The sequence below is a fragment of the Brevibacterium sp. LAARM3_SD1 genome, from assembly GCF_057364765.1.
The window spans coordinates 36,342-56,773 of record NZ_JBNFOL010000001.1; the positions used below are offsets into that span (position 1 = coordinate 36,342).

Annotated in this window: 20 protein-coding genes; 15 read left to right on the forward strand and 5 right to left on the reverse strand. The window is 62.3% G+C overall.

What is annotated here, in order from left to right:
* The first annotated feature begins 15 nt into the window (after positions 1–15).
* From AC2W7L_RS00135 to rplI, 5 genes are all read left to right on the forward strand, one after another.
* Entirely contained in the window at positions 16–1,341 is a 1,326-nt protein-coding gene (locus AC2W7L_RS00135) for a hypothetical protein (RefSeq protein ID WP_486002729.1), read from the forward strand.
* A 108-nt stretch (positions 1,342–1,449) separates the two neighbouring features.
* Positions 1,450–1,740, forward strand: a complete 291-nt coding sequence (gene rpsF, locus AC2W7L_RS00140; RefSeq protein ID WP_025779601.1) for a 30S ribosomal protein S6 — start codon at positions 1,450–1,452, stop codon at positions 1,738–1,740.
* Positions 1,741–1,773: 33 nt separating this feature from the next.
* The gene (locus tag AC2W7L_RS00145; RefSeq protein ID WP_101554852.1) at positions 1,774–2,391 is read left to right on the forward strand and encodes a single-stranded DNA-binding protein; all 618 of its coding nucleotides are present in this window, start codon (positions 1,774–1,776) and stop codon (positions 2,389–2,391) included.
* A gap of 47 nt (positions 2,392–2,438) precedes the next feature.
* Positions 2,439–2,678, forward strand: coding sequence for a 30S ribosomal protein S18 (gene rpsR, locus AC2W7L_RS00150; protein WP_025779604.1), 240 nt, complete (start codon positions 2,439–2,441; stop codon positions 2,676–2,678).
* Between the two features lie 31 nt (positions 2,679–2,709).
* Positions 2,710–3,153 carry a 50S ribosomal protein L9 gene (gene rplI / locus AC2W7L_RS00155; RefSeq protein WP_486002730.1) on the forward strand — a complete coding sequence of 148 codons (444 nt, stop codon included), beginning with the start codon at positions 2,710–2,712 and terminating at the stop codon, positions 3,151–3,153.
* 366 nt (positions 3,154–3,519) lie between these two features.
* Here the strand turns inward: rplI and AC2W7L_RS00160 are convergent, their stop codons facing one another.
* From AC2W7L_RS00160 to argE, 3 genes are all read right to left on the reverse strand, one after another.
* A complete protein-coding gene (locus tag AC2W7L_RS00160; RefSeq protein WP_486002731.1) occupies positions 3,520–4,086 on the reverse strand; it encodes a DUF488 domain-containing protein in 567 nt (188 codons plus the stop codon).
* The gene (locus AC2W7L_RS00165; protein ID WP_166820731.1) at positions 4,083–4,301 is read right to left on the reverse strand and encodes a hypervirulence associated TUDOR domain-containing protein; all 219 of its coding nucleotides are present in this window, start codon (positions 4,299–4,301) and stop codon (positions 4,083–4,085) included. Before AC2W7L_RS00165 ends, AC2W7L_RS00160 begins: the two co-directional genes overlap by 4 nt.
* Positions 4,302–4,432: 131 nt before the next feature.
* Positions 4,433–5,611, reverse strand: a complete 1,179-nt coding sequence (argE, locus tag AC2W7L_RS00170; RefSeq protein WP_486002732.1) for an acetylornithine deacetylase — start codon at positions 5,609–5,611, stop codon at positions 4,433–4,435.
* 457 nt (positions 5,612–6,068) lie between these two features.
* Between argE and AC2W7L_RS00175 the strand changes: the two genes are divergently transcribed.
* The 9 genes from AC2W7L_RS00175 (at position 6,069) to AC2W7L_RS00215 (ending at position 16,298) form a co-directional block, all read left to right on the forward strand.
* Positions 6,069–7,385, forward strand: coding sequence for a DUF445 domain-containing protein (locus AC2W7L_RS00175; protein WP_486002733.1), 1,317 nt, complete (start codon positions 6,069–6,071; stop codon positions 7,383–7,385).
* 259 nt (positions 7,386–7,644) lie between these two features.
* Positions 7,645–8,415 (forward strand): ABC transporter ATP-binding protein, encoded by a 771-nt coding sequence (locus AC2W7L_RS00180; RefSeq protein WP_486002734.1) that lies wholly within the window; start codon positions 7,645–7,647, stop codon positions 8,413–8,415.
* A complete protein-coding gene (locus tag AC2W7L_RS00185) occupies positions 8,415–9,833 on the forward strand; it encodes an FtsX-like permease family protein (RefSeq protein ID WP_486002735.1) in 1,419 nt (472 codons plus the stop codon). The genes AC2W7L_RS00180 and AC2W7L_RS00185 overlap by 1 nt, the downstream gene beginning before the upstream one ends.
* A gap of 11 nt (positions 9,834–9,844) precedes the next feature.
* The gene (locus AC2W7L_RS00190; protein ID WP_486002736.1) at positions 9,845–11,227 is read left to right on the forward strand and encodes an FtsX-like permease family protein; all 1,383 of its coding nucleotides are present in this window, start codon (positions 9,845–9,847) and stop codon (positions 11,225–11,227) included.
* A 152-nt stretch (positions 11,228–11,379) separates the two neighbouring features.
* Entirely contained in the window at positions 11,380–12,717 is a 1,338-nt protein-coding gene (dnaB, locus tag AC2W7L_RS00195; protein WP_039211746.1) for a replicative DNA helicase, read from the forward strand.
* A 125-nt stretch (positions 12,718–12,842) separates the two neighbouring features.
* On the forward strand, positions 12,843–13,508 hold the full coding sequence (locus AC2W7L_RS00200; protein WP_486002737.1) for an SDR family oxidoreductase: 666 nt from the start codon (positions 12,843–12,845) through the stop codon (positions 13,506–13,508).
* A 155-nt stretch (positions 13,509–13,663) separates the two neighbouring features.
* On the forward strand, positions 13,664–14,011 hold the full coding sequence (locus AC2W7L_RS00205) for a nuclear transport factor 2 family protein (protein WP_486002738.1): 348 nt from the start codon (positions 13,664–13,666) through the stop codon (positions 14,009–14,011).
* 112 nt (positions 14,012–14,123) lie between these two features.
* Positions 14,124–14,840, forward strand: coding sequence for an ASCH domain-containing protein (locus AC2W7L_RS00210; protein WP_486002739.1), 717 nt, complete (start codon positions 14,124–14,126; stop codon positions 14,838–14,840).
* 717 nt (positions 14,841–15,557) lie between these two features.
* Positions 15,558–16,298, forward strand: a complete 741-nt coding sequence (locus AC2W7L_RS00215; protein WP_486002740.1) for a TnsA-like heteromeric transposase endonuclease subunit — start codon at positions 15,558–15,560, stop codon at positions 16,296–16,298.
* A 1,670-nt stretch (positions 16,299–17,968) separates the two neighbouring features.
* Here the strand turns inward: AC2W7L_RS00215 and AC2W7L_RS00220 are convergent.
* Positions 17,969–18,838, reverse strand: a complete 870-nt coding sequence (locus AC2W7L_RS00220; RefSeq protein ID WP_486002741.1) for an EamA family transporter — start codon at positions 18,836–18,838, stop codon at positions 17,969–17,971.
* Positions 18,839–18,934: 96 nt separating this feature from the next.
* On the opposite strand from AC2W7L_RS00220, the gene AC2W7L_RS00225 reads away from it, so the two are divergent.
* The gene (locus AC2W7L_RS00225; RefSeq protein WP_486002742.1) at positions 18,935–19,519 is read left to right on the forward strand and encodes a CGNR zinc finger domain-containing protein; all 585 of its coding nucleotides are present in this window, start codon (positions 18,935–18,937) and stop codon (positions 19,517–19,519) included.
* Positions 19,520–19,588: 69 nt separating this feature from the next.
* On the opposite strand, the gene AC2W7L_RS00230 is transcribed toward AC2W7L_RS00225, so the two are convergent.
* On the reverse strand, positions 19,589–20,380 hold the full coding sequence (locus AC2W7L_RS00230) for an alpha/beta fold hydrolase (protein WP_486002743.1): 792 nt from the start codon (positions 20,378–20,380) through the stop codon (positions 19,589–19,591).
* Positions 20,381–20,432 lie beyond the last annotated feature (52 nt).

A 20,432-nucleotide genomic window follows, 5' to 3' on the forward strand; every position in this document is an offset into this window, starting at 1 on the left:
CTGTAACCTCGAGTCATGCCCTCGAAGTCCAGCACCCGGATCGCCGAGCCACTGCTCGGCGGTCCGGTCGGCATTCACCTCGGTGCCGCCGGCCGCCGGTTCCGCAGCGCCCAAGCCTCTGTGCTGGCTGCGGTCCTCGGTGTCACCACCTTCCTCGCCCTGGCTCTGCAGGGTCCGTGCTTGAGCTCGGGATACGAACAGCCGTCCGCCTCGGCGAGGATGTGCGCAGGACCCCTGTCCACGGCGTTCCTCGGTGACACCAACCCCGAGGTGCTCGGACGCGCACACGGCGGAGGGGCCGCGTTGGCCCCATTAGAAGCCCGACTGGTCGACCTGGTCCACCTCTTCACCAACGACGTCTCCCTGTTCATGGTCGTCGTACTCCTGCTCAACACCGCAGGCATTGCGGCCCTCGGAGCCGGACTTCTCGTCCTCGCCCGCTTCCGGGGATGGCTGATTGCGGTCTTCGCCTCCCCGCTCATCCTCTTCACCCTCGGCTCGACACTCGACCCGATCGCCCTCGCACTGGCGGTGTGGGCGATGGTCGTCTTCTTCGGAACGCCTCCGCTGCGCCCGCGCGCTTGGCTGGCCGGTGTGCTCCTGGGCATCGCGACGTTCATCAACCCGCTCGCCCTCCTCGTGCTCCTGGCCCTGACCCTGGCCGGGCCGAATCCTGCTCGGGGACTGGGGCCGCGCAATCCGCGGATGATGCTCGCCGCGGCCACGCTCACCTCGGCGGTGCTGCTTGTCGTCGACCTGAGCGCGATCGACCGGATCATCCACTGGTACTCCGATGCGGTCGACGGCGGCTCCTTCGCCTCGATCCTGCTCATGGCCGAGCTCGGGGACGTGTCCGTCTGGGCTCCGCTGTGGATCATCGTCAGCGCCGGGGTCGTCCTCGCCCTCGCCGTCTCCCTCTACATGGTCCGCAGCACCGGTCTCGACCCGGCAGTCTCCGCATGCCTGCTCATCGGCGGCTGCCTGCTTCTGGCACCGGGCCTCATGCCCTGGGACAGCCTGTGGCTGCTGCCCTTCATCGCCCTGTCCATCCGCCGCTGGTGGGTGCTCATCGTCTGGACCCTGGCCGAGGCGGTCTTCGCCATCTCCATCCAACTCGGTGATGTGTCCGGGTTCGAAGCCGACGAGGGGCTCGACTCCACTTTCGTCGCCCTGTTCACCCTGCTGCGGCTGCTGGCCCTCGTCCTCGTCGTCATCATGTCCGGTGAGAACCTCTACCGGCGCGGAATCCGCGGTGCCACGGCCACGGCAGGGCCGCCTCGGCGAGGTAAGGAAGACCACGCGGATGAACATGACAGCCAGCGCACCGGTCGATTAGACTAGTGAGGTCTGTTCCCATTTCGTGACCATCACGGATTCGGGACGGACATGCATATACCCTCCTGCCATGGACCGACCATGGCCGCAAAGACCAGAGGAGGTGGGTGACATATGCGTAAGTACGAGCTCATGCTCATTCTTGATAACGACCTCGAAGAGCGGACGCTGGCTGACACCGTGAACAACCTGATCAAGGTTGTCCCGGCTGAGAACGGCACCGTCGACAACGTGGACATCTGGGGACGTCGTCGCTTCGCGTACGAGATCCAGAAGAAGTCCGAAGGCTACTACGTCGTGGTTGATTTCCACGCCGAACCTGCAACGACCAAGGAACTCGATCGTCAGCTCGGACTCAACGAGTCCGTTCTGCGCACGAAGATCCTCCGCCCGGACGCCAAGTAAGGCATCTAAGCTACCTCGCTTCTAGGAGATTCAATGGCAGGCGAAACAGTCATCACGGTCGTCGGGAACCTCACCAGCGATCCCGAACTGCGCTTCACACCTAACGGTGCGGCAGTCGCTAACTTCACCGTGGCCTCAACGCCGCGTATCTTCGACCGTCAGGCCAACGAGTTCAAGGACGGGGAGACCCTGTTCCTGCGCTGCTCGGTATGGCGTGAAATGGGAGAGAACGTCGCCGAATCTCTGCAGCGCGGTACGCGGGTCATCGTTCAGGGCCGACTGAAGTCCCGGTCCTTCGAAACCAAGGAAGGCGAGAAGCGCACGGTCATGGAGCTGGACGTCGACGAAGTCGGCCCCAGCCTGCGACGCGCCACCGCTCAGGTGACGAAGAACAACCCCAGCGGCGGAGGAAACTTCGGCGGTGGCGGCGGCTTCGGTGGAGGAGGCCAGGGCGGAGGCGGCCAGCAGGGCGGCTTCGGCAACCAGCAGTCCTCCGGTTGGGGCAACAACCCTCAGCAGGGTGGACAGCGCCAGGGCGGTTACAGCCAGGGCGGCAACAACGCACCCGCCAATGACCCGTGGGCATCATCGAACCCGCAGAGCGGCAACGGCGGCTGGGGCAACCCCGGCGCCGATGAACCACCGTTCTGATCCACGTCTTCACGACATTTCGAGACATTCGTCAACAGGAGATACTCATGGCAAAGCCAGAGATCCGGAAGCCTATCAAGAAGAAGGCTAATCCGCTCAAGAAGGGCGAAGCGGCGAACATCCACTACAAGGACACCGCTACGCTCCGTAAGTTCATTTCCGACCGCGGCAAGATCCGTGCACGTCGCGTCACCGGTGTGACCGTGCAGGAACAGCGCGTCATCGCAAAGGCCGTCAAGAACGCCCGCGAGATGGCACTTCTGCCCTACTCGAGCTCAGCTCGCTGATCGGAGGGAAAGAATAATGCCTAACCGCAAAGTGATTCTGAACCAGGAAGTCGACGGCCTCGGTGCCGCCGGCGACGTCGTCGAGGTTCGTGCCGGATACGCACGCAACCTGCTTCTGCCTCGTGGCTGGGCTTCGGCCTGGTCCGCCGGCGCTGAGAAGCACATCGAGTCTCTGCGCAAGACCCGTCAGGCCAAGCAGATCGCTGATCACGACGAAGCCATCAAGGTCAAGGGCGAACTCGAGTCGACTACGGCTCGCATCGACATGAAGGCCGGTAAGAACGGTCGCCTCTTCGGCGCCGTCACCCCCGCCCTCGTGGCCGAGGCCCTGCAGACCGCGACCGGACGCGAGTTCGATCGCCGTCAGGTCGCCCTGACCGGTCACGTCAAGACCCCCGGTAGCTACAACGCTGTTGTGCGCGTCGGCGACGAGATCACCGCGAAGATCAAGTTCGAGGTCATCGGCAAGGCCTGATCAAGGCCTTGTCCGGGCGTCCCAGTCCGGATGATTCGGACGTGGTGAGGGTCTGAACGGCCCCACCGCACCACCGCCGAGGCGGCACCTGAGTTCAGGTGCCGCCTCGGCGTTTTTTCGTGGGCGTGGTTCTGTGCGGAGTGGCCAGTGCCCGCAGGCGGGTGCGCCGGAAGTCGACTGAACCGACAGCCGGTGGCTGAGCATTCCTACTCGTTCCCGACATAACGTCGTGCTGCTCCTACATCGTCGTGGAACTCGCTCAACCCCGCGTTGCAACGGTGCGATGTGCCGGTGCTGGTGAGTGACACTCGCGGAAGAGCTCGGTTTGGCGCTGTCGTCGGCTTCGGCGAACTGGGCGAATGCGGGTCAGGTATCAGCCGTATCAGCCTCGGCGGGGTAAGTGAGTTCGCCGTCGCCGCCGACTCGCGCACCCTCGCTGAACTTCGCCTCATCGACATGGCCGGCACCGAGGATGTGCGAGACCGGGATCTCCCGCGCAAGCAGCTGGTCGGCGATGATCCGACGGTGACAGCGCCACCACACGGCTTCGGAGCACATGATCGCCAGGCGCTGGCTCTTCGACCATTCGATGAGGGTGTCGAGGTCGGTCCGGAACTCCTCGGACAGGCAGTGGTCGGCATAGTTGTGGAAGCTGCGGTTCTGCCACCAGGCATTCGTCTCGAAGGGCACCGTGTGGCTGACGGGTCGGCGACCGGTCAGCCCTTCGAGCCGGCGCAGCTCTATGCTGTGCTCGGCAAGGTCGTTGACCAAGGTTTCGGCGTTGAACCAGGGGTTCCTATTCGAACTGGGCAGTCGGCGGACGTCGACGATCGCCTCGGTGCCGGTGTCGGTGAGCAGTTCGATGAACTCGTTCAGTGAGCGATTCGAATGCCCGACCGTGAGGAGGTCCGGCAGGTCGGCGGTGTCCGTCATTCGTCGTCGACGAGGTGGAGGGCGCTGCCTTTGTGAGCGGCGATGTGATCGGTCTTGTCGCTCTTGATCTCGTACTGCGGTTCATCGGCCGAGGCGCGGCGGTTGTGGCCCTTGTACTCGAAGTCTGAGGTGTGGACTTTGGTGATCGTCCCGGAGACCTCTCCGGCCTCTGAGTTCCACGCCACGTGATCGCCGACGGAGAATTCGGATCCCATGGTGCCTCCCTGCTGCTGAGGATCGCTGTCGACTCCATCCAAGCACGAACCGCCCTGGAGGGGAACCCGGTGCAGATCCGGGAGGCCTCTTGCTCCGAACAGTTCGGACGCACGCAGTCGCTGGAGACTGCCTAGGAGCGGTGGGTGAGATCGGCTATGAGGGCGTCGACGAAGGACTCACAGGCTGCGATCTGGTCGAGCTCGATGAACTCGTCGGGAGCGTGGGCCTGGGCGATGTCTCCGGGGCCGCAGACGACGGTCGGGATTCCGGCTTCGGAGAACAGTCCCGCCTCGGTGCCGTAGGTGACCTTGTCATCGGTGGCGATTGCGCCCCAGTTCGCGGCGAGCGAGACGATGTCCGCATCGGCCGGGGTCTCGCAGCCGGGGGCCTCGGCTTCGATCGTGAAGTCGACTCCGGCGGTCTCGTTCTCGGCGGCCATGGCTCGACCGAGGCGTTCCGCCTCGGCGCGGAACCGTGCGATGAGGGCTTCGCGGTCGACTGAACCCAGCGATCGGAACTCGAATTGCACGCTCGCCTCGGCGGGGATCGTGTTCACAGCGATGCCACCGGTGAACGTGTTCGCCGTGACCGAGGTGAACGGAACGACGTAGGCCTCGTCGAAGGGTCCCTCGGTGCGGAATTCGGCGGCCACAGCGTGGACGAAGGCGACGAATTCGGAGGCGTAGGCGATGGCGTTGACGCCTTCGGGGGTGAGTGACGAGTGGGCGGCGACGCCGTGGAAGTCGACGCGGAAGACATTCATCGATTTGTGGCCGCGGATGGCCCGCATGCTCGAGGGTTCGCCGACGATGCAGCCGCGGGGCACCAGGCCCTCCTCGGTGATGGCCTCGACGAGGGAGATGGCGCCAACGCAGCCGATCTCCTCGTCGTAGGAGAAAGCGAGGTGGATGGGTTCGCGAAGCTTCGCGGACTTGAGCGCTTCGAGGCGGGAGAGGATGACGCCGATGAATGACTTCATGTCGGCGCTGCCGCGGGCGAAGTACTTTCCGTCGCGGATCTCGGGGGTGAACGGGTCGGAGGACCAGTCCTGGCCGTCGACAGGGACGACGTCGGTGTGTCCAGACAGGACGATGCCTCCGGTGGTCGTGCCGTCGGCTGCGGGGATGGTTGCGAGCAGGTTCGCCTTCGTGCCCTCCGGGTTCGGGATCCGGCGTGATTCGATGCCGGCGGCATGCAGGCGAACTTCGACGTGGTCGATGAGCGGGAGGTTCGTGTCCCGACTCGTCGTGTCGAAGGTGATGAGATTCGTGATCTCGGTGATGGTGGCCTCGGCGGGTGTCGCTGGCACGACTGCTCCTGAATGTCGGGTACGGATTGCTTCGATCCGGTCAGATCGCTGCGCCTGTGGCGAGGGCCGCGGTGGTCCCTGAGGAAACGGTGACCGTTTCCAGAGGGCGGAGGCGGGCCCAGAGGGGACATGGTCCCCGTGCAGGACAGCGGTGACCAGACCCTTCTCACTCTACGTGTCGTGTTTGTACCGCGTGGCACCGGCCCTGGCGGTGGGCGCAGTGGCGTAGCGTGCGTGTTGCTGGAGTCAGGGGCGGCGCATCCCTCACCGTTGCTGTCGCATCGCCTCGTTCGCCGCGCACCCTCGCGGGCCTCGCATACCCACCCGTTGCACCGGTGGGCTGTGCCGTTGCCACGACGTTTTGGCAGGGACGGTGCAGAATTCCCAGGTGCGAACCTGCCTGCGGATGCGTGTGGAGGGGCAGGGTTTCGCTAAAGTCGTGGAGCAGGGGGTAACGATGTCGATCGAGAAGACACCATCCGTACCGCGCTTCGGCGCCGGCAGCGGAAACGGCGGGCCGGCCGAGCTCACGCCGGAGGATCAAGAGCGCGCTCGCGGGCTGAAGAAGATGCGCACGCTCGCGCTCTCGCTGCTCATCCTCGCCACGCTCATCTTCCTCTCCACCCACCTCTTCACCGACAACACCGGCGTCTGGGGGTTCGTCTCCCGCGCCTCGGAGGCCGCGATGATCGGCGCGATCGCCGACTGGTTCGCCGTCACCGCGCTCTTCCGCCACCCTCTCGGGCTGCCGATTCCGCACACCGCGATCATCCCGCGCAAGAAGGACACCCTCGGTGCGAGTCTGTCGGCCTTCGTCGCCGCGAACTTCCTCCACGCCGAGGCGGTGTCGACGAAGATCCGATCCGCCGAGATCTCCCATCGAGCCGGGAAATGGCTGGCCAAGCCCGCCAACCGAGATATAGTCGTCGACCGTGCTGCAGGGGGCCTCGAATATGTGCTCGCGCGCATCGATGACGACTCCATCAAAGCGCTGACCAGGAACGTGATCATTCCACGGCTCGTGGCCACCCGAAAGACACCGGTGCTCGCGCAGCTGCTGCGCCAGATCGTGCTCGACGGTGCTCACCACAGACTCGTCGACCTCATCGTCGCGGAGGCCTACAGCTGGCTGGGTGACAATCCGCAGGTCATCGACGAGATCGTCCACAACCGGGCACCGTCCTGGGTCCCCGATTTCGTCAACGAACAGCTGGCCAACCGACTGCAGCGCGAAGTGCTCGGCTGGGTCGCCGACGTCCGCGACAACGAATACCACAAGGCTCGACAGGCGCTGGACGCGTGGCTCGTCGACCTGTCCGACGACCTCGAATCCGACTCATCCCTGTCCCAGCGGGCCGAAGAGATCTTCAACGACCTGCTCAGCCAGGAGGGAGTCGTCGACTCCGTCCTCGAGATCTGGGGTTCGCTCAAACAGCTGCTGCGCGAGGCCATCATCGACGAAGGAGGCGAAGTCCGCGCCCGCATCTGGCAGCTCATCGGCGAATTCGCCGAACGCCTGCAGGCGGACTCGGACTTCTCCCGCCGCATCGATGACCGGATCGCCACCACCGCCGGTGATCTGGCCGAGAGCTTCGGCCCCGAGATCGCCAGCGTCATCTCCGACACCATCGAACGTTGGGATGCGAAGGAAGCCGCCGAACGCATCGAGCTCTACGTCGGCCGCGACCTTCAGTACATCCGCATCAACGGCACCGTCATCGGCGCGCTGGTCGGTCTCGTGATCCACACCGTCATCGTGTTGCTGCCTGGGTAAGATCGGCAGACGCGCACCGAGGTGGCCCGGTCCTCTGCGGCGGAGACGATCCAGACGTCGAAGGAGTCGACCTGTTCGGTTGGTCGGGCGGGACCACGGGCAGCCAGCCCGGATCTCGCATGTCGATGAGGTGGTGTCGGAAGACTGTCAAGCCCGGTGCCCCGAACTCGGTTTTCCGTCAACGGAGGTTGGGAAATCCCGCACCGGCTGACGGGCTGACCGCATAGTGCCAAGGCCCATTGGGCGAAAACATAGAGACATGACTTCTTCACAGCATCCTGCCGCAGCGCAGCAGCCCGTCCAACAGCACCCCGCCCACCAGCACCCCGCCATCATCACCGCCGGCAACGTCACGAAGCACTTCAACCAGACGTATGCTCTCGCCGGAGTCGATCTCACGATCGGCCTCGGCGAATCCCTGGCCATCATGGGACCCTCCGGCTCCGGTAAGACCACCCTCCTGCACTGCCTGGCCGGCATCATCAGTCCCGACAGCGGCCGCATCCGACTCTCGCCGACCGACCGCAGCGCCGCCGCCGAGATCACCTCCCTCAAGGAATCCGGCCGCACCGCTCTGCGCCGCGAGGTCTTCGGCTTCGTCTTCCAACAGGGACTGCTCCTGCCCGAGCTCACCGCCATCGACAACGTCGCGCTCGCCGCCATGCTCGCAGGCATGAACCGCTCGGACGCCACCCAGCACGCCCGGGCCTGGCTCGACCGTCTCGGTCTGAGCGAGCACGGACACAAGCGGATCGGACAGCTCTCCGGAGGTCAGGCGCAACGGGTGGCAATTGCCCGCGCCCAGGTCACCCAGCCCGTCGTCACCTTCGCCGACGAACCGACCGGCGCCCTCGACTCCCGAACCTCGAACGAGGTTCTCACCGAGCTGCTGGGCTCCACCGTCGGCCGCGGCTCCACCCTGGTCGTCGTCACCCACGATGAGAACGTCGCCGCCCGCTGCTCCCGTGTCGTCCGACTCGCCGACGGCCGCATCGTCGCCGATTCGGCAATGCAGGAAGCCGCCCAGTGATGAAAATCCTTCCCCTCCTCCTGTCCAAACAGTCCCTGACTTCGATGACGTCGCGCCTTGTAGGGATCGCCTTCTTCTCCTGCGCGACGATCTTCCTCACCGTGGCCGCCGGCGCCTGGGCATTCATCGATCGCCCCGAGGTCTCCGGATACGCCGAGGTGGCCGAACTCTACCAGCTCCTCGCCGTCCTCGCCACGGTCTTCCTCATCGTGCCCGCGACCAGCCTCGGGGTCGCCTCGGCGAAATTGAGCGCCCGCCGTCAGGACGAACGACTCTCGACCCTGTCCCTGCTCGGGGCGCAACCCAGCACGATCCGCCTCATCGCCGTCGCCGAACCCTTCATCCCCGCATCGCTGGGCATCCTCGCCGGAATCGGCGGCTACCTGCTGGTCGCCTGGCCGCTGAGTTTCATCACGTTCGTCGGCGAGCCTTTGGGCTACCAGGCACTGCTCATGCCGGTCTGGCTGCTCGCCGCGGTCGTCGCCGGCCTCCTTGCCGTCTGTCTGATCGCCTCGCTCATCGGCCTGCGCAAGATCCAGGTCTCCCCGCTGGGCGTGCGCACCCGGTCGCTGCCCCGGAGATTCCCCCTGGCCCGCATCATCACGGCCATCGTGCTCATCCTCATCGTGGCCATCGCGACCTATATCTCCACCCAGATGGAGCTGCCGATGGCGGTGACGATCATGTACAGCATCGCCACGATCGGCATCACCCTTCTGCTCATCAGCGTCCTCGGCGTCCTGTGCATCCGCGTCCACGCCGGCATCGCCGGCAGAATCGCCCGCGGTCCCGCCTCGGTGATGGCGGCGGGAATGATCGCCGACGCTCCCGGACAGTACTGGCGCCGGGTCGCCGGGCTGGCGATGATCACCTTCATCGCCGTCGTCGGCGGGGCGGGAACGGCGATGATGCGCAGCGGCCAGGAGGACTTCTCCGCCGAGGACCGCGCGGTCATGGGTCCGTACGTCCACCTCGGCGACGATATCTTCACCGGACTCATCCTCACCCTGGTCATCGCCTTCGTCCTCGTCATCGTCTCGGCCACGATCAACCAGGCCGCAGACATCCTCGACCGTGCTCAGACCTACCGCGAGCTCCACGCCGCCGGAATGACCCAGCAGATGATGCACCGGGTGACCGTCAACGCCGTGATGTCGCCGATCCTGCTGGTCACCGTCGTCTCCCTGTTCCTCGGCGGAATCCTCGCCTGGCTCATGGCTTCGGTGAGCGACCTCGGCGATCCGTTCACCATCGGAACCGTCGCCGCCGTCCTCGTGGCCGGGGTTGCGATGGTGTGGCTGGGGCTGCAGGTCACCCGCCCGCTCGTCCGCCGGGTCACCGAGATCGATCCCGACAACCGCACCCTCGCCGAGGCGGCACCCGAGAACCGGGCCACCGCCGAGGCGACCATGGCCTGAGAGGAGACCCGATGTCCACGTCGTTGACAGCAGTTCCCCTCGTCCTCGGACGGAGATCGCTGACTTCGGCGAGCTCCGTGCTCGTGGCCGCCGCGTTCTTCGCGTGTGCCACGCTGTTCCTCACCGTGGCGGCCGGGACCTGGATGTTCTTCCAGATCCCACCGAGTCCCGATCCCGCGGACGAGGGTCTCGACATCATGTACAAGACCCTCGCGGCCCTGGCCACGGCTCTGCTGATCATCCCCGCCTCCACCCTGGCATCGGCCTCGGCGACCCTGTCGGCACGTCGCCAGGACGAACGGCTGTCGACGATGTCGCTGCTCGGGGCCCGACGCTCCCAGATCACTGCGCTCGCCGTGGCCGAACCGCTGATCCCGGCCCTGGCCGGCATCATCCTCGGGGTGTTCGGGTATCTCGGATTGGCGCTGCCGGTCAGCTACATCCATTTCATGGGCGAACCCATCGGGTACGCGAACATGCTCATGCCCGCTTGGCTCATCCTCGTCGTGGTCGTCTTTCTGGCCCTGGTCTGCGCGGGCTCGGCCCTGCTGGGTCTGCGCAAGGTCGCGGTCTCTCCGTTGGGGGTGCGGACGAAGAGCTTGGAGCGGAAGTTCCCCGTGGCCAAGGTCATCGTCACGGTGCTCGTGATTTGCCTGCTGCCGGTCGTCTTCGCGCTCACCCAGAGCGGCGGCCTCGGCGTGGGGATCGTGCTCGGCGCGATGGTCGGATTCTTCGCTCTCGGGCTGGTCGTCGTCGACCTCTTCGGCGGGCTCCTCGTCCGCTGGTTCGCCCACCTGTCCGGACGGCAGGCCGCCACCCCGGAGCGCCTCATCGCGGCCCGCCTGGTCTCCGACGAACCCAAACGGTTCTGGCGACGTGTGTCCGGACTCGCGATGGCTTCGTTCACCGCGGCCGTCTGCGGGTCGGGGGTGGCGCTGATGCAGCTCGGCCTCGACGCCGCCGAGGACGACCCGGCAACGATGGGCACCTCCGATATCAACCTCTTCCACGACCTGTTCACCGGGGTTCTGCTCGTCATGGGCATCGCGATCGTGCTCATCGCCGTGTCCGCGGTGATCAACCAGGTCGCCGACATCTATGACCGTGCCGACACCTTCTCCGACCTCTATGCCGCAGGCGCCGATCCTCAGCTGCTGCACCGGGCACTGGTGCGGGCTGTCATGGCCCCGGCGATCTGGGTGTCCCTGCTGGCCGGAGGGCTCGGGCTGCTGCTCGTCCTGCCCCTGGCCGGAGCCGCGCTCGTGTTCAAGCCGGTCACCTTCCTCACGATCCTGCTCACAGTGGTCGTCGGAATCGGCATCATCCGTGGTGGGCTGCAGCTGACGAAGCCGATTCTGCACTCCGTGGCCACGGCCGGGAGGGCGCGGGACTGAAGTTTCTCTGTCAGTGCCGCGTCCTAGGATGGTCGGCACCGGTTCGGCGGAAGTGGTCGGGCCGGTGGGACCCTCCTCGGGTCTCCGGGTACAGTTGGAGCGCACCATCTGCGGGTGCGCGTCGACGCGGTTGTGTAGGAAGAGGAACTGAAGTGAGCAACGACCAGGGCTATGACGGTCTGAGGACCCCTCCGCAGGACGTCGAAGCCGAGCAGAGCGTGCTCGGCGCGATGCTTCTGTCGAAGGACGCCATCGCCGACTGCGTCGAGACGATGAAGGGCGACGACTTCTACAAACCTGCTCACGAAACCATCTACGAGGCGGTCCTCGACCTCTACTCCCGGGGCGAGCCCGCGGACTCGGTGACGGTGGCGAACTACCTGACGAAGACCGGCGACCTCGCCCGCGTCGGCGGTGCCGCCTACCTGCACACCCTCATCTCGTCGGTCCCGACCGCCGCCAACGCCGGCTACTATGCCGCGATCGTCAGCGAACAGGCCGTGCTGCGCCGCCTCGTCGAGGCCGGCACCCGCATCGTGCAGATGGGCTACGACGCCGAAGGCGATACCGATGACGTCGTGAACTCCGCTCAGGCGGAGATCTACAAGGTCACCGAACGCCATACGACAGAGGATTACGTCATCCTCTCCGACATCCTCGGCGAGGTGGCCCAGGAGATCGAACGCAACGGCAACACCGATGGGCAGACCGCGGGTGTGCCCACCGGATTCACCGAGTTCGACAACCTCACCAACGGTCTGCACCCGGGCACGATGATCGTCATCGCCGCGCGTCCCGGTGTCGGCAAGTCGACTCTGGCGCTCGACTTCATCCGTTCGGCTGCGATCCACAATGATGCGGCCGCTGTGTTCTTCTCGCTCGAGATGGGCAAGAACGAACTCGTCATGCGTCTGCTTTCGGCCGAGTCGGAGATTCCGCTGCAGAACCTGCGCCGCGGCGAGCTCAGTCCGCACGACTGGACGACGCTGGCCGCGACCGAGGCCCGGATCAACAATGCGCCGCTGTTCGTCGACGATTCGCCGAACATGGCGCTGACCGAGATCCGCGCGAAGTGCCGCCGGCTCAAGCAGCAGCACAATCTGCAGATGGTCTGCGTCGACTACCTGCAGCTGATGTCTTCGGGCAAGCGCGTCGAGTCCCGTCAGCAGGAGGTCTCGGAGTTCTCCCGTTCGCTCAAGCTGCTGGCCAAGGAGCTCGAGGTGCCGGTCATCGCACTGTCTCAGCTCAACCGAGGCAGCGAGCAGCGCACGGACAAGCGGCCGATGATCTCGGATCTGCGTGAGTCCGGTTCGATCGAGCAGGACGCGGATATGGTCCTCCTCATCCACCGTGAGGACATGTACGACAAGGAACACGAACGCGCCGGTGAGGCCGACATCATCGTCGCCAAGCACCGTGCCGGTCCGACGATGGACATCCCCGTGGCGTTCCAGGGCGCGAAGTCCCGGTTCGTCAACATGCCGCAGTGACGAGCGGGGTGTAGAGATGCCTTCTACTTTGTACAGATTGGCGGATACATTGTTTACCCGCATTCGGCAGCAAACGCTTGACAAGTTGGAATGCGGAAGCATTGGACCCTCGATAGACTCAACCCATGCCTACCGTATTGATCACCGGCGCGGCGCGTCCAAACAGTATTGCCAGCGGAGTCTCCTCTCATCTGAAGGCAGAGGGATGGAAGGTCTGCACTAGTGACCTTGACACCGGTGACTACCCGTGCGATTTATCAGACCCCGAAGCACCTGCCGAACTAGTTTCTCGTGTTCACGCCGATCACGGCCACATCGCCGGTCTCGTTCTCAGCCACGCACACGGCGAAGAATCGGGAGTGCTCGACACCTCCGCCGAGAGCTTCGACAAGCATATTGCGGTCAACGCCCGAGCCTCCTTGCTTCTCATCGCAGCGTTCGCCCGCCAGGCTGATGAGGCAGGCGGATCAATCGTCGCTTTTACAAGTGACCACACAACTGGGAATCTGCCTTACGGTGCCTCCAAAGGAGCACTGGACCGCATCGTCATCTCAGCAGCACGTGAGCTCGGACCGCAGAAGATCTCCGCGAACGCCGTCAACCCTGGACCGATTGATACGGGCTGGATGGACGAAGAAACACGTACTGGGCTTCTCCCATATCACTCGCTCGGCCGGCTCGGCACGCCGAGAGACATCGCAGCAGTAACCGCATTCCTTCTATCGGACGATGGACGCTGGATCAGTGGACAGTTGCTACAGGCCGATGGTGGCTTCTCCGCCCGCTTCTGACTTCCCATTAAAATGCTAGCGGACCCGTTCCGGTGTCACTTTCACTTTCCCACCGCTGTGGAACTGAATTGACGCAAGATGCAGGGGTATACGGGTAGGCGTTGTCGCCGATGTCGATTCGACTATGGTGGTAAAAATATCGATTGGGAGACATCATGAGCCACACGCAAGACCTGGTGAACCGACATATCGAGGCGTTCAACACCCAAGACGTTGACGCGCTACTCGCAGACTTTGACCCTTCGGCCGATTGGGTGACCGGCGACTACACCGTCCCCAAGGGGCAGCTACGCGAGTTTTTCACCTCCGCAATGAAGGCGCTCACTCCGCAGCTCAACCTTCGACGCATAATCGAGGGGGAAAATGCGGTTGCCATCGAAATGACTGAGAATTGGACGCACGAAGGCACTTCAAAGTCAGCCGCTCTGATCGCCGTGTTCGATCTTGTCGACGACAAGATAACCCGCGCAAAGATCTATCGTGAGGGGTCCGCCGATGCCTGACGTGGCGGCCAACTTTGTGCAAGGATCCCCACGGAGACGGAACTGTGCAAAGCACACGGGCACATCGTCTATAAAGTCGTGGACGTCTCGACACCTTCGATACCGTTGAGGCATGCTCACTAATGAACTACGGCACCTCGCTCACGAGACGAGAAACCATGCCCAGCGTTGGAACGACGATGCGGATCACACAGTGGCTGCCGGCATACTCACGGAGTCGGGCCGCGTCATCCTGGGGATGAACACCTACCACTTTCTCGGCGGCCCTTGCGGGGAGGTTGCTGCGCTATCGAACCATGCAAGCACTGCACCAGCTGACCCGATCGTCGCCGTGGCCGCGGCCTATGGTCCTACCGGCGACATCATCGCCCCTTGCGGAAAGTGTCGACAGGTCATCTACGACCTCTCGCCCGCCATTCACTTTATCGTGCGTGAACCTAACGGCCTCACGACTCGAACGGCAGCAGAGCTACTGCCTTTCGCGTATGACTGGCGCGCAGCCGAGCTACCGCAGAAGATCTACATGTGGGAAGGATACGAGTCTGTGATCCGCTCCGGCACGAAGCAACAGACCATCCGGATCGATGACCCGTTCCGCCTCGGCCCCGCTGACCTCGTGTTTGAGAAAGAGGACGGCGATGTAGTCAGCATCGCCGCCTCAGTCACAGCTGTGCGGTCCGTTTCTCGCAACGAACTGACTGAGGACGATGCAAAACTAGATGGCTTCGACTCGCTGAGTGACCTCCATGCGGCACTGGACCAGCACTACCCGGGCCTACAGCCTTCGTCCGGGATTGATGTCGTGAGCTTCGACGTGCGCGATCGGTAGTCGGGGGCATAGCGCAAAACGACCGTTATTGGTCTACCCAGCAGCGCATCGGTCTCCCCGCGTGTGCTGTCGAGATGCGTCCTACTTTGCCCAAACTGCGCTGAAGGTTACCTTGAGCTATGACGGAGTGTCGTCTTGACTGTGAGGGCGAAACTATATGACCGATGTTTCGACCGGTACGTCAAATCGAATACTGATCGGTTTGCCATTAGTTAGACCTACGAAAACCGGGCGACCGACTGGCGTGTAGCCAGATCTCCATGCTTCCTCGGTAGCTTCGTCATCGAGCCCCACAATTCGCTCTCCACGTTGGTAGACAGACTGAATGCGTTTGGCTTCGATCTGATCGGTTGCAGCAATTTCAATTCGGAGCATCGGCATACGGCGACCGTAAGTCACTACTCGCTGAAGATTCCCGTAGGTTAAACCTGAGAAATCTCTGAGAGAGCCTTCGCGTAAACCAATACATTGCACAGCTCCTCACTGAGTCGATCGAACGTACAAACTAGGCGGGGGTGCCGTGTGCAAAGTAGGACATCTCTACACGGGGTGTAGAGATGCGTCCTACTTTGCCCAAACTGCGCTGAAGGTTACCTTCACACAGATGGCCTGTTTTGCTTGACTTGACACGAACTACAAGGTATAGACCATTGGCCCAGGTTCGTGGTTTGATGGTCGTGTGATCCAGAACACTGTTTGGTCCATGCTGGTGATGGTTTGATTGACGAGAACATCACTGCTGCTGATACCGATGCCGATCCTGGTGTGAAGTTGTGGAAGTTTTGTCGCGATTCGCAGATGGTGGAGTGGGACTGGGCGACGGGCATGCCAGATATTCAGCGGTTGAGCCCAGTTCGGAGTCCGGCATCATCGGCCCTTTCCCGACATATCCCTGTTCAAGGGTATTCGCAGGTGGCGGGTGCATCATTGGATTTAGAGTCTGGACTTGAGTTCGAATTGATGTTGACGCTCGACCGCTTGCCGACGACGAGGCACCTCGTTTCTCAACCGTTTAGACTGACGTGGCTCGATGGCGTTTGGCATGTCCCAGATCTATTGTCAGTTGATTCTGAAGGTGAAGTCACTGTGTGGGATGCTCGCGCCGAGGATCGGCAGGATGACCGGTTTTTGTCGGTCTCTCAGCGTACTGCTCGGGCTTGTGCTGATGTCGGGTGGCATTTTCAAGTTTTTCCGGGACTCTCCAGCCGCGCATCGTTGAACCTCCGTTGGTTATCAGGTGCTCGGCGTCGTCCTGAATGGTTGTCGACGACGAAGGATCTAGTACGTTCGGTTGTTCAGGATGGTGCCGTTATTGGGGACGTGATGGATGGGGACGATAGTGGTCGTCATCTAACGGCATCGATGTGGCATTTGATGTGGACTGGTCAGATTGCTGTTGACCTGAACGAGCGATGGACACGGAATACATCGATCAGCTGGCATGAGGCGACCAATTGAGTGTCTCTACAGCATTGTTCAAGGGAGCCTCAGTACTTACTCCATCGGGGCCGAAGGTCGTCGTAGGGATTTCACCCCTGTCGGTGACTCTACGCGGCGTCGACCAACGAATGGAGGACGTTGACTGGTGGGAGATCGAGGGCGCGCGGCAAATATTTGACGGACGCGTCGACGCAGTCACCTATTCCGTGTCTGCCGAGTGGGAGGGCCTGAGCTCTGGGGCTCAAAAACAGGCCCTGGATCGGCAAGAAATTGTGCTGGAAATCCTCACCGGATACTCGAAGGGCCATCGCGTTCTCGCGCGGCAAGGAGAGCCAGCGTGGCCTTTCGACCCGCGCGACAATCACACTCTCCAGTTCAAAATTGAGAAGATGGTTGAGCGTCTTCAGCGTGAGTATGTCGTGGATCGTCAGCGCCGACGTAATGCTGAGAACCTTGGCAGGGCGCGCATCGGTCCAGCCTCCGTCAAAACACTGAAGAACTGGGTATCTGCCTACAAGGATGAGGCGAACGGTGGGTTGTTCGGTCTCGTCGATGGTCGGAGTCGGCGCAAGTACCGGGCTTTTGAAAGCCTGGACCCAGAAGTCCGTCGAATGGCCGAGGAGCAGGTCGACACGCTTGACGGCAGCCGCTCTGACCTTAACCTTGACGAATTGTTCCGCCGGACGGTGCTGGCAGTAAAGGCTGAAGGGCTCTTCGACCTCCAAATCCCCGAACGTACGCTTCGTCGCTACCTCACCCATCTCAAGAAGCAGGCAGGAGTGACGACTCGTAGGCAGCGGAGCAATCGACTCCGGGGTTCGTCAGCGTTCACGTCGTTTCCAGCTTTGCGACCCGGGCAGATCGTAGCCATCGATGTGACGCGTGCCGATAACCTTGTCTGGGATCAGTGGAGTCAGAAAGCAATCTCGGTCGAGATCATTACTGCCTTAGATGTTGCGACGCGAGTCGTTCTGGCCGTCAGAGTAGTGCCGAGGAGCGCCGATGCGCACACGGCCGGGCTGATTCTCTACGATGTGCTTCGTCCATTCTCGATGTCAGTCGATTGCGAGTCTGTGGCGGACTGGCGTTGGGCCGGAGTACCCGAGTCAGTTGGACTAATGACGACCAGCGCAGACTCAGGGGCTGAAATCGGATCGCTTGCCGATCATGCCTTGATCGGTGAGCATTCGATACCGGCGGTCACACCGGACTCGTTGCGAGTCGATCACGGGAGCATCTTCACCAGTGCCCATTTCAGGAACCTGTGCGATCGTTTCCAAATCAATCTCTTACTTTCACGCGGTAAGAAGCCGACTGATAATGCTTTCGTTGAACGGTGGCATGAGACTTTGCAACGTGGTCTGCAGCAGGTTCACGGGCACAAGGGCCGCAACGTCTCTCAACGCGGTAGTGATGTCGGTAAGTTGCGAGTCGTTGATGATGAACCTGTCTTCCTTGGCGATGGTCCGCTTTTGACAGCTCGCGAGCTCGAACTGCACCTGAAAGAGTTCATCGCTGTTCACTATCACCGATCGTGGCATCAAGGGCTCACATTGGTCGATCGAGAAGTATCTGCTCAGGATGCTCAGTTGCGGATGACTCCCTTGGAGAGTTTCGATGCGATGTTGGCAGCGACTGGTCGACTGCACGTTTTGCAACGGCCTGATTCGCCCCGAGTTACAGATTCGCTATCCTGGGCCGCGATCTTCATGCGTGGCAACAGCCATGATGACCAGGCTGACGCCAGCGATTTCGACGACTGTCGGGATCTGCCAAAGCACGAGTACACCAATGACGGTTGCCGTGGCGGGTAAAAGTGCGGACAGCAGTGCGTAGGTTCCGCGGGGCATTCGGCGCATTGCCAGTTGGTCGAAGACATAGGGAATGACGGAAGAGCTGATTCCCACACCAATTGCAGCGCCCAGGATGACAGGGTCGGCGAACACTGGCAACGCATCCGTGATGCCCAGCGGGAGCCCGGCGATGGCTGCAATGATCATCGCCGCGGCTAGGCCGTCGATGCCGTCGAGGTGCTGGTGTCGTGATACGCGATGTGCGATTACGATGTATCCGGCGAACAGCGCCATGTTGATGAAGGCGAAAGCGAAGCCGAGTGGTGCACCGGTGAACCGCACTTCGCTGAGGAGGCCCACTCCCAGGATAGCTAGCGAAAGGGCGGCGAGGTTGCGCAGGCGACGTACCGCTAAAGCCGCAATGAGTATGGGGCCCAAGAATTCAATTGCTGCAACTGTTCCGAGAGGAAGCAGATCGATGGCGAGATAGAACGAGGTATTCATCAGGGCGAGCAGGACTCCCCACGCCAGGACAGTGGTGCGTTCTCGGCGGTCCGCAGCTTGCCACGCTTGCCACGGTCGCCGCCAGACCGCGAAGACAGCTGCCGCGGTGACTATTCGAAGCCAGGCGACTCCGAAGGGATCCGCAACAGCGAACAGCAGCACGGCGAAAGACGGCCCGAGGTAGTGAAAGATCGCTGAGCCGATGAAGTAGATCTCCGGTCGCCGACGCGGCAACTCGGTCAGAGTGAAATCAGAAGACATGTTAACCTAACGGTCTAGAATCATATAGATAGTTATAACTAGCCTATCGTTGCGTGCTAACATGTCAACACTAGTTAGGTCGTTATAGGAGGGAAGTTGACTGCAGCCGTCGACCTGGAAAGTGATGGGTACAGCGGGACGTACAAGCTCATCGGACAGTCGGTCAGCCTCGACTTTGCTAACTTGGTCAGTTATCGAGGCACTCCAAAGCAACACGACTGGCTAAAGCCGGAGTCGAACCTCGATGTCTGGCGGGCCGAGGTCGGTCTCGACGCGAATGGGCAGGACTGCAAGCATGTCTCTGTGGTCAGCTTTCGCGAGACGCTGGCGCAAGTCTTCCTGGCAGCTGCTGACGGTGCAGTACCTGCCCAGTCCGATCTCGACGTGGTGAGTGCACAAGCTGCCACGGCGTGGAGTCAATCGAGCCTGCGTATGTCGCCACGTCAGACGGAAATGGAGTGGGAAACCGAAGGCCTCTGCATGTGTGGCATCCTGGCCCTTGACGCCGTTCGATTGCTCACCTCGTCCACACTGATGAGCCGTGTGCGAGCCTGCGACGAGTGTCGTTGGGTCTTCCTCGACACCACCCGAAATCGCAGCAGGCGGTGGTGCGATCCAGCTGACTGCGGCAATCGATCCCGCCAGCGGAAGTACTACAGCAGTTCCCGAGCTGTCGAATAAGCCGGTCGTCCTCGTGGCCTGAAGTCGTGGCTCGCCGCGCGGAGCATAGACCAAGTCTCAGCGACGCCCTTATGATGACTCCACAAATCGGAGGAAATCGACGATCGAGGCATTGACGGCCTCGGGCTGGCAGAGGTTGCTCGGATCGAATGAATCGGCAAGGATCTGCAGGTCTTGCGACCCTGCAGCTTGAACGGCCCGTTGCATCAGCTCGATCAGCTGCGGGGAACCATCACCGACGAGGCCCCTGGTTGGGCAGCGGATCGTGCTCAGTCGTGCGAGGTTGTCGACGTGATTGGCTGCGCGACGCATGCGAATTGTCTCGAGCTTCCGCATAGTCTTATATCCGTTGACTATTGCTTCTCGTGCATGTGGCCAACGGGAGTAGATTCGCCGGACTGCCGGCAGGGATAGGCGAGGTGCTGCCAGCATCGGCACGGCCAGACAGGCGCCGAGTCTGAGCCTGAGTGTGTTCCCCTGCGAGGACAATCGCATATCTGCGAACGAGTCGCACAAGAGGAGGCCGCTGATCTTTTCGGGGCGCCTGAGGGCGATCTCTTGAGCCACTAATCCGCCATAGCTGATCCCGCATATGACCGCCCTCTCGATCTCGAGTTGTTCGAGGAGCACATTAATGTCCTCGGCTTGTGTCGAAAGCACTCCTTGCGATTGCCTCAGAGGACTGGAGCCGCCCGCGCCACGCAGATCGACGGCGATGACACGATAGTGGTTCGAGAGGTTTTCGACCTGTGGCCACCACATTGAACGGTCGAGCCCGAGACCGTGGAGAAGTATGACTGCAGGACCGCGACCGATGTCGTCGTAGGCAATGGTCGCTTCATTGGTTTTCGCGACGGTCATGGAATATCCCTACTTTCATTTCGACGCGTAAATGTCGGTGGTCGTCATGCTT

Bases quoted from the DNA above. Each gene is read 5' to 3' on its own strand.
- AC2W7L_RS00230 (WP_486002743.1), bottom strand. From the start codon at position 20,380: ATGACCGTCGCGAAAACCAATGAAGCGACCATTGCCTACGACGACATC.
- AC2W7L_RS00190 (WP_486002736.1), top strand. From the start codon at position 9,845: ATGTCCACGTCGTTGACAGCAGTTCCCCTCGTCCTCGGACGGAGATCG.
- AC2W7L_RS00180 (WP_486002734.1), top strand. From the start codon at position 7,645: ATGACTTCTTCACAGCATCCTGCCGCAGCGCAGCAGCCCGTCCAACAG.
- rpsR (WP_025779604.1), top strand. From the start codon at position 2,439: ATGGCAAAGCCAGAGATCCGGAAGCCTATCAAGAAGAAGGCTAATCCG.
- AC2W7L_RS00135 (WP_486002729.1), top strand. From the start codon at position 16: ATGCCCTCGAAGTCCAGCACCCGGATCGCCGAGCCACTGCTCGGCGGT.
- AC2W7L_RS00145 (WP_101554852.1), top strand. From the start codon at position 1,774: ATGGCAGGCGAAACAGTCATCACGGTCGTCGGGAACCTCACCAGCGAT.
- AC2W7L_RS00210 (WP_486002739.1), top strand. From the start codon at position 14,124: ATGCTCACTAATGAACTACGGCACCTCGCTCACGAGACGAGAAACCAT.
- AC2W7L_RS00205 (WP_486002738.1), top strand. From the start codon at position 13,664: ATGAGCCACACGCAAGACCTGGTGAACCGACATATCGAGGCGTTCAAC.
- AC2W7L_RS00185 (WP_486002735.1), top strand. From the start codon at position 8,415: ATGAAAATCCTTCCCCTCCTCCTGTCCAAACAGTCCCTGACTTCGATG.
- AC2W7L_RS00220 (WP_486002741.1), bottom strand. From the start codon at position 18,838: ATGTCTTCTGATTTCACTCTGACCGAGTTGCCGCGTCGGCGACCGGAG.
- AC2W7L_RS00165 (WP_166820731.1), bottom strand. From the start codon at position 4,301: ATGGGATCCGAATTCTCCGTCGGCGATCACGTGGCGTGGAACTCAGAG.
- rpsF (WP_025779601.1), top strand. From the start codon at position 1,450: ATGCGTAAGTACGAGCTCATGCTCATTCTTGATAACGACCTCGAAGAG.
- AC2W7L_RS00175 (WP_486002733.1), top strand. From the start codon at position 6,069: ATGTCGATCGAGAAGACACCATCCGTACCGCGCTTCGGCGCCGGCAGC.
- AC2W7L_RS00200 (WP_486002737.1), top strand. From the start codon at position 12,843: ATGCCTACCGTATTGATCACCGGCGCGGCGCGTCCAAACAGTATTGCC.
- AC2W7L_RS00160 (WP_486002731.1), bottom strand. From the start codon at position 4,086: ATGACGGACACCGCCGACCTGCCGGACCTCCTCACGGTCGGGCATTCG.